The following is a 13,692-nucleotide window of genomic DNA, read 5'->3' on the forward strand; positions in this document are numbered from 1 at the left end:
GAGAAGGTGAACGGCCGACGGCGGGACCTCCCGCCGTCGGCCGTTTCCGTTTACGTCGGCCGCGTTGGTGGGGTACCCGCGTCAGCCGGTTGTTACTAAAGTGGAGCCATGACCGAGCACGAACCGGCGCAGGCCGGGATCGCGGAGTCCTCAGGCCTGGCCGACCCCGACGCCGTCGACACCACCTTGCGCAGTCCAGCCCAGCGGTCCCGCACGTTCGCCGGGATCCTGATTAACACCGCCCTGGCCAACATCACCACAAGCTATCTCTGGTTCGCCCTGACGTTCTGGGTGTACCTGGAGACGCGCAACGTGATCGCCACCGGGGTGATCGGCGGCGCCTACATGCTGCTGATCGCCCTGTCCAGCATCAGCTTTGGCACGTTCGTGGACCGCTACCGCAAGCTGGCCGTGATGCGCTTCGCCGCCGGTTTCACCCTGGTCATGTTTGTGCTGTCCGGAGTGATGTTCCTGCTGACGCCAGAAGCCTCGATGCTGGACCTGACGCAGCCGTGGTTCTGGATCTTCGCCCTGATCATCCTGGTGGGTGCGGTGGTGGAGAACATGCGCAACGTGGCCCTGTCAACCACCGTCACCATCCTCATCGATCCGGACCGGCGGGCCAATGCCAACGGGATGGTGGGCATGGTGCAGGGGCTGGCGTTTATCGTCACCTCGGTGCTCTCCGGGTTATCGGTTGGGCTGCTGGGTATGGGCTGGACCATTGTGGTGGCCCTGGTGCTCACTGCGCTGGCCTTCGCGCACCTGCTCACGCTGCGCATGCCCGAGGAAGTCCGCGTGGCCGCCACGGACGCCCACGGCGCGTTCGACCTGCGCGGGTCCATCGCCGCCGTCCTGGCCATTGCCGGGCTGTTCGCGCTGATCCTGTTCAGCACGTTCAACAACTTTATTGGCGGCGTCTACATGGCGCTGATGGACCCCTACGGCCTGGAGATGTTCCCGGTGGAAGCCTGGGGAGCCGTGTTCGCTATCGGTGCCACAGGCTTCATCCTGGGCGGCGCGCTGATCGGCAAGTTCGGGCTCGGGTCCAACCCGCTGCGAACCATGCTCTTCGCGGTGATCGTGATGGGCGTCCTCGGTGCGGTGTTCACCATCCGGGAGTGGGCGTGGCTGTACATCGTTGGCATCTGGCTCTACATGGTGCTGATCCCCTTTGTGGAGGCCGCCGAGCAGACAGTCATCCAGCGGGTGGTACCCCTCCCCCGCCAGGGCAGGGTGTTCGGCTTCGCCATGGCGTTCGAGTCCGCGGCGGCGCCCATTACCGCGTTCCTCATTGCGCCGCTGGCACAGGTCTGGATCATCCCCTGGGGACGGTCCCCGGAGGGCGCCGCCCAGCTGGCCCCTCTGCTGGGCGAGGGCGTCTCCCGCGGCATCGCCCTGATCTTCCTGGTGGCCGGGACCCTCATGATCGCGGCCGCACTGCTGGCCTTCCTGACCCCGGTCTACCGCCGGGTGTCGGCATCGTATGCGCAGGCGGCTGCTGAGGAGCGGGAGGTGGCAGAGTCTTGAACAGGATGAGTGCAGCCGGGCGCCCTGACTGCCACACTTAGTTAATGAATGAGGCGCTTTCACCGTCCCGCAGGCCTGGTATCCGTGCTGCGATGTTTGTTGATTTCGACAATGTCTTTACCGGTCTGCAGGCCCTCGATCCGCTGGCGGCAAAGCGTTTCGCCGAAGACCCCAAGCACTGGGCGGACGCTTTATCCTCCGGAAGTTCGGGCGAGGATACCCGCCGCTTCCTGATCCGTAACTGCTACCTGAACCCGGTGGTGTATTCGAAGTATCGGACCTACTGGACCCGTGCCGGCTTCCGCGTGATCGACTGCCCGTCCCTGACCCAGCGCGGAAAGAGCAGCACCGACATCAACCTGGTGCTCGATGCGATGGACGCCCTGTCAGGCAACGTTGGCATCGAAGAATTCTTCATCGCCTCGGCTGACGCCGATTTCACGTCCCTCATCCAGCGGTTCCGGGCTGCGGACCGGATGACCACTGTCATTGCCGCCGGCGCCGTGGCGTTCGCCTACCGTGAGATGGCCGACCATGTGGTGGAGTCCCACGACTTCGTCGCCATCCTCAACGGCACCACAGCGGAACCGATTCATGCGGTCGCATCCGTAAAGCAGCAGGATGCTCCGGTCACCGCGAAGGCGAAAACCAGGTTCAAGGCAGCATCACCCGCGATCCGTGACGTCCTCGATCTGGTCCGTGCCGCCCCGGGCCCGGTGGTGGGCGCGATGGTGGCCCACCGGGCGCTGACGGCCGAGCCGTCGCTGAAAACAGACTGGGCTGGCTTCGGAAAGTTCGGGACCTGGGTGTCCCAGATCGGCCAGGGCGTGGAATACTCCCCCCGCACAGGGCGGCTGGGTGTGGGACGGCAAGCGGTTTTCCAGCGAGGACCTGCCCGCACCCGCCGATCTCGAGCCGGGCATCGAGGAGCAGGTCACCAGGGTCACGGATGTGCCGGCACTCTCGGCGGCCCAGTTCCGGCAGATGTTCCAGGCCATGGCGGCGAGGCTACGGGAGCATCCCCTCACACCGCACCGAGCTGTCCCGGCAGGTCCGGGACGATTGCGTCAACGCGGACCAGCCCGTTTCCCGCAACGCCGTGAGCTTCGTCCTGCAAGGCATTGCCTACGCCAACTTCCCGCTCAACGACGAGGCGACGCCGGAAGGCCTTGCCGCAGCATGGACCGCGAACGTGGAGGAACTCTGCAGGGTGGCGCTGCTGGAGTTCGACGCCGGGGAAAAGCTGGCGGTGCGGCGCTGGGCCAGCGGCGGGTTACTGGACCACTGACCCTGGGTGGAACGCACGACGGCGGGGCCTCCCGCCGTCGTGCGTGGGAGTTGGTTCCGCTCACCGCGGTTCCAGGCGCTACAAAGTTGCGGCTTCCTGCTCCGCCAGCCTGATCAGCCGAAGTTCGTCCTCCACAGCGCGGGTGGGCCAGTAATCCTTGGACAGCTCGCTTGCTGCGGTCAGATCGGCTGAAGGGAAGAGCTTCCCAAGCAGCCCGGCCGCCTGCAAAAGGGCGATCAGCACGATGGTCCTGGCATCGGGCCCCTTGGAAACGGGCTTGGACCCGGGGGCCCCGACATCAGGTGCGCCGGGCACTGAGGCATCGATCGGGACCGTCGTATCGGGCACCTCGAGCTCGGACGGCGGGCCGCTGAGTGCAGCCTCGACTTTCTTGAGGAGCGCCGCCTCCGGCGCATGGTCCTTCTCGGGGTACCGCACGGCCCGGAACCGGCCCAGGTGCTTTTCACCCACATGTTCCACGATCCCCAGGGACGCCATGCTCTCGTAGACACGCTGCACTTCGGCGCGGCCCTCAAGCATGGAGACCCACCTCTTGGGTGAATGCGGCCGTGATTTGCCGCGGATGACGTCCAGTTCGTGCTGGAGGTCGGTTTCGGGGGTGGCACCGGTGGCCCTGACCTTCTTCCCCTGCAGCTCAACCGCACCGAGCAGGTCCAGCTCGGCCAGTATTGACCCGGCCACCGTGGTCCTGAGTGCGAACACCGGCACTTCAGGTTTGCCGGTGGTGTCGTTCGTTGCCAGCAGGAGGAAGGCCTGGGGAAGGTTCAGTTCCGACGTCTTCGGTGTTTGAGCGTTCATACGATCATGGTGGCCCTGTTGTGGGTCGACCACAATGGTCCGCCTATCGGGGCAGGACCACCGTTGTCTCGATCTCGATGAGCAGCCCGTCCATTGCGAGGCCGGTAACGCCCAGGATCGTCTGGGCGGGATGGTCCGTGGAGCCCTGAACTTCCTCGATGGCGGCGGTGATCGTCTCGTATTGCGTGGGCTGGAGGGTGTAGATGGTCCGCCGGTAAACGTCCTCCCACGAAGCCCCGATGGCATCGAGTGCGGTATTGATGTTGCGCATGGCGGCCTTGGTCTGCTCAGCAAGGTCGTCGCCGCCGACGATGGTGAAGTTGGCGTCAAGCGCGACCTGCCCCGATAGAAACGCCAGTCCTGCGGCGGGAGCGGTGACAACGTGCGTGAATCCGGGTGCCGCGTGAAGCTCGGTGGGGTTCAGTAACTTGCGGTCTGACATGGGAAAGCCTTCCTTCTTATCCAAGGAGTCATGGTGCCGAGCCTAGCCAGGTGGCGTTACCTGGACGTTACGAGGCCCGCGTGAAGGTTCCCAGCCCGGTTCTGTCGTAGAAGTCCAGCGTGACACTTGGTGCGGGGCCGCCGCTTGCCCCTGCAAAGATTGCGCCGGCCAGGCCGTTGGCATTTTCTCCGACGGATTCGAAGCTGAACGTGTCGCCGTCAAAGTGGGTGAGCGGGAAGTCCGTGGGACTGGCGGCGGGCCCCATTCTCATGGCCAATTTGCTGCCCTCGTCAAAGACCTCAAGCCGGCCATAGTAGGAATTGTCATAGGTGCCTGTGTACGCACTGTTCGCCCTGGCAGGGGACGGGTTGGAGGGAACCTTCGTGTAGTCGACCTCAGGTTTGTCGGCCTCATCTATTTGTTTGAAGACGCCGGCCGTAAAGGCCAGCCAAGAGACTGTGGGTGATCCGTGCTGGGCTGCATCCAGGAAGCCGGCGGCGATTGCTTCAGGAATGCCCTGCGGGCGCCCGTTGGTCAGGGCCGCAATGGCCAGTTGTTCTCCGGGAAGCATCGAGACGGCGGTTGCTGCACCGAGATTGAACGCCCCGGAGTGTCCCAGCTGGACCCGGGCCTGGTCGTCGTAGGAGACGTTCCAGCCCAGCCCGTAGAAGCGGGAACGGGCAGCCGGAGCCGATGCCGGACCGGAGACTGAGTGGGGAACGTGGGTTGTTTGGAGGGCGGCGGGATCAATAACGGGCTGCCCCTCGTAGCTGCCGCTTCCCAGCTGCAGCCGGAGCCACTGGGCCAAGTCCCGCACTGATGAGCTCGCTCCCCCGGCCGGAGCCTCGGAATCGGCGTTGCGGCGGTATTTCGGTGCCCACTCTTTGTTCCCCAGCGGCACATGCAGGATGGCCCTGTTGGCTGCCCTCGCATAGTCCGCGTGACGGTAACTGCTGGCGGACATGCCCAGCTTCCGGAACAGGACCTCGTCGGCCAGATCCTCCCAGGTCATGTTCACCGCATCGGCCGCCGCCTGGCCCGCTTCCGTGAAGCCGAAGTTGCTGTAGTTATAGCTGGACCGGAACGCATCAAGGGGCTCCTGGCTGAGGTGGCCGAGGATGTACGCGCGGTCGTAGCCGAGGTCCTCCAGCAGGTCGCCCGAACCTGTTTTCAGCCCGCTGCGGTGTGACAGTAGATCAGCAAAGCTCGCATTCCGCGTGACGTAGTCATCCTTGAGCGCGAAGTTCTTGTTATGGTCCACGACGGCGTCAGTCCAGTTAATGACCTGCCGCCCCACCAGTCCTGCCACCACTGTGGACGCGAGGGGTTTGGACACCGAAGCCACCTGGAACACCGTGTCAGGTGTGATCTCCCCGGGTTTCCCCACCTCCCGGACCCCGAAGCCCTTGGAGTACACCACCTCGTCCTGATAGACCACGGCCACGGCCATCCCCGGGAGTCCGGTGCTTTCCATGGCTTCGCGGACCAGGTCCTCGAGCTTGCCTAAGGCGTTTGTAACTTTCGCCCGGTCCAGCAGCGGCTCGACCTGGCCCGGCGGGGCCGGGAGCAGTGACGCCGGGGTTGATGACGCGAGCCGGGCAGGTTCTTCGGTGCAGGAGGACAGCAGGGGGATGGCGGCAACGCTGGCCGCCCCTATCCCGGCCGCCTTCAGCAGCGTACGTCGGTTAGGGGCAACGGAACCGGTGCTGTCCATGGACTCTCCCTTGAGCCGTCAGGGGGTGGGCGCTCCGGTCCGTACCGGCCCACCCAATTCCCTCCATAGTGAACCGCGCATTGCAGCGAGGGCAATGGATGCACAAGAAGTTGGGGGATCACCGGGCACCGCGTCCCTAGCGTTGGACCAGCTCATGGATCCGCCGGGAGATTTCCTCCCCTGCCAGGATGCCGCGGGCCTCAGTGACGCGCAGGTGATCCCTGCGGAAGCCGACGTCGGCCAGTTCGCCGTGCGAGGGACGGAAGGCGACGTCGGCTTCGGCCAGCATCGCCCCGTCCAGCAACGAATCCCCGGCCGCAATCACCCGCGAGGCTCCGGTGCGCCGGGCGACCTCTGCGACGGCGCTGTTCTTCGTCACCGCTTGCGGCACGCAGTAGAGCTTGCGGCCCTGGACGGACACCGTCCAGCCAAGCGAGGCACACCATGCGTCCAGCTCCCGGACGAATTCCGCCGGCATCAGCGCCCGGTCCACAAGGGAGTAGAGGAACAGGTCTTCGGCCCGGCGCGGCCCGAGGATCCAGGACCGGTAAGCCTCCCGGGACAGAAACTCCTCGATGACGGCCAGCGGTGCGGAGCTTTCCGAGACCGCCTGCCCCACGGCGCTCTGCCACTCGATGTCCCGCTCGCCGTTCTTGAGCAGGACGCCGCCGTTGGTGGTGACCGCGTATTCCGGCACGGGTCCGGGCAGCCGGACCCGCCGGTACTGCGCCTCGGTCCGGGTGGTCACCGGGACAAAGATGGCCGCCCGGGTCAGTTCCAGGAGCAGCCGCTCAGCCGTGCGGGTCATAAACGAGATCGGCACCCCCTGGTGGAGCTCCGCGACCACCATGTCCGGTGCCAGGTGGTCCGGGACGTCCAGGAAAAAGGCCTTCGCGGAGTAGATCAGGGTCCGGTCCAGGTCCGAGGCCACCAAAACGGAAGTCACAGTGCGGCCGCCACTGCTGATCCGTCGGCGGATCCGCCGGCGCCGGTTCCCGCACGGCTTAACCGCGGTTCGATGAGCCCCACGCAGCTGAAGGGCAGGCCCGGCACCTCCACCGCGTCCACGCCGCGCTGCTGAGCCAGCAGCAGGATGTGCGCTATCTCGGCCGCGGCGTCAGGACGCACCAGGATCTTCCACGGCACCCTGCGCAGCAACACCCGTGTTGTCTCGCCGACCCCCGGTTTGATGAGGTTCAGGTCCTCGATCCCGTGGTCCCGGGCGAGGCGTTCCACGGCGAGCCGGCCCGCCCAGGTAGGCGTCCGGTCCGCGGCCAGCAGGATCCGGGCTCCGGCCAGGGCGGACTCTTCGACGTCGCCGAAATGGCCGGCGACGGCGGCCAGGAAGTCCGCCGAGACGTCGTCACCGTGCAGCTGGTGGTAGTACTTGGCCCCGTGGAAGTCGTCCGGACCAATGAAGTCCCCGTTCAGGACGGTGCGGGACACGAGCCCGGACACGGTGGAGTTCAGGCAGGCGGACGGTATGAGGTAGTCCTCGCGGGTGCCGTACAGGTCGGCGCAGTGCCCGGGATCGGCCAGCACGGCAAGGTCCTTCGGGAACACAACACCGTCGGTTTCGGCGAAGCGGTCCAGGGCAGCGGAGAGCTCACGGGTGATGGCGCCCTTTCCGGTCCAGCCGTCCACAAAGAGAACCTGCTCCGGGTCATGATGGGCGGCCAGGTACCGCAGCGCCGTCTCGTCCAGACCGACGCCCCGCACAACGCTCATCGTGTAGTGGGGCAGGTCAATGCCGTGGATCTGCTGCGCCCAGCGGCGCATCAGGATGCCCACCGGAGTGCCGGCCCTGGCCAGGGAAACCAGCACCGGCCGGTTGCCGCGCGCGGCCAGGGCCAGCTCGGTCACGGTGCCTACGGCCTGCGCCACGCGGGCGGCGGAGCGTTCCAACGCATCCCGGTACAGCTGCCGGTACTGCGGTGAAGGCGAATATTCGATCGGCAGGGACTCTGCATAGCTACCCCCGCCCGATTGCATCACGGCTTCACGATCGGCCGCAGGCGCTTCCAGCGCGGCATCACCGATGTCCTTGAGCAGCCAGGCGACGTCCTCCGGGGCGTAGGAACCGAACGCAGGCCCCGCCAGCGGCGCCGGAAGGATGGGCGCGGCAGGCAGGAGGACAACGACGACGGCGCTGCAGGCGGTGCTGAGCGCCTCGGTCACACTGCCGGGGCCGGCAAGGACATCCTCGGCGGTCCCGGGTTCGGGCATCAGCACGATCGTGCCGAACCTGCGTCCTGCGGAGGATACGTTGTGGGCGAAGCGCACACCGGGACCGTCCACGGTGACGTCATGGCTGGCGAACTGCACTGTGCCCTTGATGGCGTAATCCGGGCGGTCCAGCGCGACGATCGGGGACCGGGTGGTGGTGGAGAACCGGACGCCGCGGTCCGGATTCAGCCGGTCCAGTGCGTCGGCCACGGCCAGGGGAATGTGGATGAACTCCTCGCTGCCCAGGACCAGAACGGGCTCTCCGGCGGCCGCCCCCGGCAGTTCCCGGTGGATCGCTTCGCCGATGGCGGCCAAGGTGGCCGCCGCGGCCGAACCGCCATTGCCGAACCGGTCGCTGCGAACAGCTGCGCCGGCCGTCCCCGGCCTGAGGAAGGTCACCGTGCCGGGTGCCGCATCGGGAGTGGCCGGCGCCTGGGGCAGTGCCGCCACCACTTCCCCGGCGCGTTGGAGGATCTCCGCGCCCAGGGTGATCCGGCCCGTGCCCAGGGCCACCACCCGGATGCAGGTCCCGAGCCGTTTCGCGAGTTCGTCGAACCTGGCACGGTCGCCCGGTCTCCGCAGGTCCACGAGTGCGGCCACCGTGTAGCTGGGGTGGGGTGCGAGGGCATGGAGTTCGGTGATGGTGTTGATGATGGTGGCACCGGTGCTGAGTTCGTCGTCCACCAGCACCACCGGTTCCGGGGCACTCAGGCGCCGGGGATCCGTGGGCAGCAGCCGGTGTGAGGTCGCGTGCGAATGTGATTCCTCGAAGGACCCGTAGGCGGCGGCACCAGCCGGGGCATGGCGGGAGGAATGGATGTAGTACGAGCCGATCGTGTCGGCCACAAGCCGGCCCAGGCCGGTTGCCGTTTCCGCGTACCCGATGGTGATGACCTGCTGGTTGCGGGTCTTCAACCCGGCCAGCTCCCGCCGGAGGCTCTGCAGCGCGGCCCGCCGGCCGCCGTCGTGCGTTTCCCCGCGCAGGAGCGCCGCGAGCCCGGCCGCAACCGTCCGGGTGACGGGTCCGGACTCCGGGGCCGGGGACAGCGCCTCGCCGACCAGCACCCCAAGCAGCTCACCGGCGGCGATGACCAGGCCGGGTTCCGACGGGACGTGCTTGCCCAGCACACGGGACACCAGCAGGTGGGCCCGTTTGGGGTTGCGGCGCAGCGCCAGTCCCACCAGGTCCTCGACCGGCAACAGGCTGGCGGAGTGGTCGGTGGTGATGTCCACGCCGAGAGCGTGCTGTACAAAGCCGCCGGTCCAGGGGTGCTGGCTCAATTCATGCTCGCTTCCAGGAGGTCAACGTAGGTGATGTTCTCGGCGGCAACCCCGAAGGCTGCGGCACGAAGCAGCGTCTGGCCGGCCCAGGCCTGATGGGGTTTCATCTCATTCATCTTGTTGCCGTACGGCGAGGCTGAAGCGCCGCCGCCGTTCTTGCCGGCGATCTCCAGCGCGTCCACGTACTCCTCGTGGCTGACCACGCACATGGCATGGACCAGCGGGACATGGGTGGGATGGATGACCGTCTTGCCCAGCAGCCCGTTGGCCAGGTCCAGTTCGATTTCGCGGATGAGCCCGTCGAGGTTATTCGTCAGAATCCGGTCGCGCAGCGGCATCTCATTGGCGTCGGCGAAGGGAGTGCGCCGCAACAGCGGTCGCAGCACCCGCTCGCTGTTGCTGTAGTGCTCCCAGACCGGACCGGAGATCACGAACCCGCTGTCCGGCCGGCCCAGCATGTTCACGATGTCCCCGATCACTGCGGCGACCACCTTGACGTCGTAAATGGTCAGGTCCCGGGAGCGGCGCAGGCCGAAGGCACTGGACATGTCCGTGGCACCCACGCGGACGGCCAGGACATCCTCGCGGTTGGCCTGCAGCACGTCGCAGACACCGGTCAGGGTTTTGGTCCGGGTCTCGCCGTGGATCATGAGCGGAGATTCCATAATGGGCATGATCCGCAGCCGGCGGCCGTCACCGCGGGAAGCGTTGATCTCATGCAGGGCATCCAGGAACTGCTGCGCCCTGCCGGTTTCATTCTCAAACTTCGGGATGACGAAGCCCACCAGCATGTCCAGGGCGGTGCCGCAGCGGCGGGCCAGGCTCAGCATCTGTTCGGGGGTGCGGACCCGGAGGAACAGCAACGGCCCCCCGTCGGGTTTGAACGCGTCGTCGGGGCCGCCGGCATGCATCCGGGTCAGCGTGTCCACGACGTTGGTCTCGGCGGAGTCCACCGCATCATCGGCGATGGAATCCTCAAGGCAGATCACCATGCTGAGGCAGCCGCGGGCCGCCTGTTTGCGGATGTCCTGCGCCAGGTTGGGGCGGTCCGCCGGAGTGTAGAGCGTGGCGCCCAGGGCCACGGCAAGCACCGCGGGGGCCGAGTCCAGGCTCAGCTCCTGTGGCGCGATGTGGAAAAGCCGCGAGGCATGCTCGTCGGTTAGGAAACTGAAATGGCGCATGCCGTCCCGTCAGGGTCCCTGCCGGCGGGCGGCAGCTTGGGTGGTCATGGAAAAGCCGAATTCCTGCCAGTGCAAGGGGGCGTCGGCGCGGGCCGGCACCGGTTCGGCCCGAAGCTCGATGACGCCATCGATGGCGGTCAGGGACAGGATGTGCCCCGTCTCCCCGTCGGCTGCAGGCAGCGTCACGGTGCCGCCGTCGAAGATCTCCACGCTCAGCGGGGCCGAAGGGTGTCCGATAAAGAGCGCCCGCCGCAGTTCGCGGACATGCCGCAGCGCCACGACTGCCGTCCCGTCCACGTATCCAACAAGCGGGCGGTTGCCCGGGCATGTGACGGACGTGCCGGAGACCGTGCCGTCAACGGACATCGCCCCGGTCACGTGCTTTGAGCTTTCCCAGGCCGCCGAGGTTGCCCCCGTCACCAGCAGGCTGCCGATCGCCGACTGGCGCCGGTCAAGGCGGATCATGGGCGTCTGGGCGTTGAGCAGCCTGGTCTCGCCGATCCCGGGAGCAGGAAAGAGCCTGGTGGGCCGGTGCGCAGCCACGGGGCGGGCTCCGGCGGACGTGGTGGCCGCCGGCGTGGTGACTGTTGACGGGGCCGGTGCCGGGGATGCGGGCGCGGGGGTTCGGCTGAGGGACAGCGATGTGGCAGCTGCCGGAGCGGCAGTGGACACAGCGGACGACGGCGGTGCTGCCGCCGGGGCGGGTGCCGCGGCGGATGCTTCAGCGCGGGCGGCCGGCGCGGACGTGTCAGCGCGGGCGGCCGGCTTGACGCGGCGGCTGAGGTAGGTGATGTCCGTGCGGAGGGTGGACCTGTTCAGTGCCATCGCCTAGATGTCGAACCGGAAGTCGGCGGCGACGCCGCGCAGGCCGGTGGTGTAGCCCTGGCCCAGGGCCCGGAACTTCCAGTCCTCACGGTGGCGATACAGTTCGCCGAACATCATGGCGGTGATGTTGTCCTGCGGGGACTGGGGAATATCGAAGCGCACCAGCTCCTGGTTGTGTGCGGTAGCCACCCTGATGTACTGGCTGCGGATCGAAGAGAAGGTGCCGGGCCCGCGGAGATCGGGGTCGACGTAGACGATGAACGTGATCTTGGCGACGTTGTCCGGCACCAGGGACAGGTCCACGTCGATCTGCTCCTGGTCCTCGGTGCCGGCGAAAGCCACCGAACCCTCGGGGCTGGCGATCTGGTTGAAGAACACCAGGTGATCATTCGAGATGGCCCGGCCGCCGGCGTCGCACATGATCGCCAGGGGAACCAGCTCGGACTGCGGGCCCCGGCTGGGGATGGACTGCCAGCCCAGGCCGACCAGGATCCTGGTCAGTCCCGGGTTCTCGGCTGTCAGTGCGGCGTTGGCTCCTGCCACAAGCTTGCCCATCAGCGGCCTTCCAGACGTAGCGCGGACGGCGCGAACTTGTCCTCGAGGAACCGGCCGTGGGTGGACAGCTCGGCAATGGCACCGATCCGAACCTGGTTGGCCAGGTCCCGGGCGATCTCCTCGAGCGTGGCGAGCTGTTCCGCCAGCAGCTGCGTTGGCCCGGACTCTTCAGTCCTGGCACTGTCCGGGAGCGCCAGGTAGGTGCGCAGCGGATCCGGGATGTAGCTGCAGACGATGGAATTCAGCAGCACCTGCTGTTCCATCGAAGCGCCCTGCTCGGACATATGGCTGACCAACGGGCGCAGCACATCGTCGATCTGGCGCAGCTGCGAGGAGACCAACGTCGGCAGTTCAGCGCCGGTCCGCCGGATGGCGCTGCGCAGGTTGTCCAAGGATGCGGCGGCCTGCGCCAACTCGGCGTCGGCCGTTGGCTCGGAGGCCTGTTCGGCGATGCCCGGCACGGGGGCAGCGCCGAACAGGGAGCCGATGAACTTACCAATCACTGCGGTACCGCCTGCTGCTTTCCGCTGTCATTTAGTCTGTCTGGCCCTGCCGTGCGCGTTCCAGGTAGGGCCGGGCCTTCTGCACGCTGGCTTCGAGGGCACCGACGGTGCTCTCCATGTTCTTGGCAGCCTCCGACCGGAAGGTGTCAATGGCATCCATCGTGGCGAAGACATTGTCGAAGGCCTTCTGGAGCGTCTCCACGCTGACACCGGAGCTGGAAGCCTGCTGGTGGATCCGGGCAGTCTGGTCCTTGAGCATTTCGCTGGTGCTCAGGATCATGTTGTTGGTGGTGGTGTTGACGGCGTCGATCTGGTCCAGGACCATCTTCTGGTTGGCGAGGGCCTGGGCCACGATCACAGCAGTACGCAGGGCCGAGATGGTGGTGGTCCGCGCCCGCTCAACACCCTTGATCAGTTCCACGTTGTTCTTGCGGATCAGGTCCATCGCCAGGTATCCCTGAACGGAGACGGCGAGCTGGGTCAGGATGTCCTGGTGGCGTTGGCGGACCGGGAACAGGACGTCCGCCTCCATTTTCTGGGCTTCGGTGATCTGACCGGCGGCGCGGGCGGAGTCGATCTTCTCCACGCAGGCTGCGTCCAGGGCCTTGGCGAACACGGCATATTCACTCAGTGCCTGCATCGTTTCCCAGAGCTGGACCTTTTCGTTGGCCAGGCTGGCATTGTCCTTGAGCAGCTCGTCCTGGCCTGTCATCAGGGACTTGATGATCTGGTTCAGCTGGGTCTGAGCCGACTCGTATTTCTGGAAGTACTTGGCCAGCTTGTTGCCGCCGGGGATGAAGCCCAGGATTTTTTTGCCCACGCTCAGGTTGGCCTGGTTGGGGGTGAGGTCCTCCACCGTGCTCCGCAGCTCACCGAGGGTGTTGGCGACCGCCACCTGGGCGCTGTTCCCGGACTTCTTGGCGCCGGCAATGGATGTCGAGGAACGTTCCAGCAGCCTGCTGGAGGAGTTGCTGGACGCCGTGATCTCGGCGCTGCCGATCTTGTTGATGCCGTCCACCTGTGAGGAGAACTCCGGGCTGCGCGCGTCCAGCGTGGCCAGTCCGGCCACGAACTCCCTGGCCTGCCTGTCGATCTCGGCCCGCCGTTCGTCGGGGACCGGCACCATGCCGGGAGCTTCTTCGGGCTGAACAATGGCGGGGGCTTCCGGGGCATGGAGCACCAATGAAGCCTCTGCGGCGTCGGGGGGAGTCAACGGAGAATTCATGATGCTGCCTTTTCAAGAGTTCGGTGGTGTCCCGGTTTCGATGTGCCGGGACACCACCTCAGGTGGAAACGATGCGGAGCCGAAGGAGCGGTCCGGACCTCAT

Annotated in this window: 13 protein-coding genes; 3 read left to right on the top strand and 10 right to left on the bottom strand. The window is 66.5% G+C overall.

Annotated elements, in window-relative coordinates; translation table 11 throughout:
- Positions 1-108 precede the first annotated feature (108 nt).
- Genes IDT60_RS16955 through IDT60_RS23305 form a run of 3 tightly spaced genes read left to right on the top strand, consistent with a single transcriptional unit; the run spans position 109 to position 2,818 of the window.
- Positions 109-1,530, top strand: coding sequence for an MFS transporter (locus tag IDT60_RS16955; RefSeq protein WP_191079936.1), 1,422 nt, complete (start codon positions 109-111; stop codon positions 1,528-1,530).
- Positions 1,531-1,574: 44 nt separating this feature from the next.
- Complete coding sequence (locus IDT60_RS16960) at positions 1,575-2,633, top strand: NYN domain-containing protein (protein ID WP_223883775.1); 1,059 nt, start codon at positions 1,575-1,577, stop codon at positions 2,631-2,633.
- Positions 2,630-2,818, top strand: coding sequence for a hypothetical protein (locus IDT60_RS23305; protein WP_223883776.1), 189 nt, complete (start codon positions 2,630-2,632; stop codon positions 2,816-2,818). Before IDT60_RS16960 ends, IDT60_RS23305 begins: the two co-directional genes overlap by 4 nt.
- 78 nt (positions 2,819-2,896) lie before the next feature.
- Here IDT60_RS23305 and IDT60_RS16965 read toward each other — a convergent pair whose 3' ends face one another.
- The 10 genes from IDT60_RS16965 to IDT60_RS17010 all read right to left on the bottom strand — a co-directional run bounded on the left by IDT60_RS16965 (position 2,897) and on the right by IDT60_RS17010 (position 13,589).
- Positions 2,897-3,637 carry a GPP34 family phosphoprotein gene (locus IDT60_RS16965; protein WP_191079937.1) on the bottom strand — a complete coding sequence of 247 codons (741 nt, stop codon included), beginning with the start codon at positions 3,635-3,637 and terminating at the stop codon, positions 2,897-2,899.
- A 43-nt stretch (positions 3,638-3,680) separates the two neighbouring features.
- Positions 3,681-4,079, bottom strand: coding sequence for a RidA family protein (locus tag IDT60_RS16970; protein ID WP_191079938.1), 399 nt, complete (start codon positions 4,077-4,079; stop codon positions 3,681-3,683).
- A gap of 67 nt (positions 4,080-4,146) precedes the next feature.
- Positions 4,147-5,793, bottom strand: a complete 1,647-nt coding sequence (locus IDT60_RS16975) for a serine hydrolase (protein WP_191079939.1) — start codon at positions 5,791-5,793, stop codon at positions 4,147-4,149.
- 136 nt (positions 5,794-5,929) lie between these two features.
- Positions 5,930-6,739, bottom strand: coding sequence for a hypothetical protein (locus IDT60_RS16980; protein ID WP_191079940.1), 810 nt, complete (start codon positions 6,737-6,739; stop codon positions 5,930-5,932).
- Complete coding sequence (locus IDT60_RS16985) at positions 6,736-9,300, bottom strand: phosphoribosyltransferase domain-containing protein (protein WP_191079941.1); 2,565 nt, start codon at positions 9,298-9,300, stop codon at positions 6,736-6,738. The genes IDT60_RS16980 and IDT60_RS16985 overlap by 4 nt, the downstream gene beginning before the upstream one ends.
- Positions 9,297-10,481 carry an HpcH/HpaI aldolase/citrate lyase family protein gene (locus IDT60_RS16990; protein ID WP_191079942.1) on the bottom strand — a complete coding sequence of 395 codons (1,185 nt, stop codon included), beginning with the start codon at positions 10,479-10,481 and terminating at the stop codon, positions 9,297-9,299. The genes IDT60_RS16985 and IDT60_RS16990 overlap by 4 nt, the downstream gene beginning before the upstream one ends.
- Before the next feature lie 9 nt (positions 10,482-10,490).
- Complete coding sequence (locus IDT60_RS16995; RefSeq protein ID WP_191079943.1) at positions 10,491-11,306, bottom strand: hypothetical protein; 816 nt, start codon at positions 11,304-11,306, stop codon at positions 10,491-10,493.
- A gap of 3 nt (positions 11,307-11,309) precedes the next feature.
- Positions 11,310-11,861, bottom strand: coding sequence for a TerD family protein (locus tag IDT60_RS17000; RefSeq protein WP_191079944.1), 552 nt, complete (start codon positions 11,859-11,861; stop codon positions 11,310-11,312).
- Positions 11,861-12,364 (bottom strand): hypothetical protein, encoded by a 504-nt coding sequence (locus IDT60_RS17005; protein ID WP_191079945.1) that lies wholly within the window; start codon positions 12,362-12,364, stop codon positions 11,861-11,863. Before IDT60_RS17005 ends, IDT60_RS17000 begins: the two co-directional genes overlap by 1 nt.
- Positions 12,365-12,395: 31 nt before the next feature.
- The gene (locus tag IDT60_RS17010; protein ID WP_191079946.1) at positions 12,396-13,589 is read right to left on the bottom strand and encodes a toxic anion resistance protein; all 1,194 of its coding nucleotides are present in this window, start codon (positions 13,587-13,589) and stop codon (positions 12,396-12,398) included.
- Between the last annotated feature and the right edge of the window lie 103 nt (positions 13,590-13,692).

It is taken from the genome of Pseudarthrobacter sp. BIM B-2242, from assembly GCF_014764445.1.
Classification (GTDB): domain Bacteria; phylum Actinomycetota; class Actinomycetes; order Actinomycetales; family Micrococcaceae; genus Arthrobacter; species Arthrobacter luteus_A.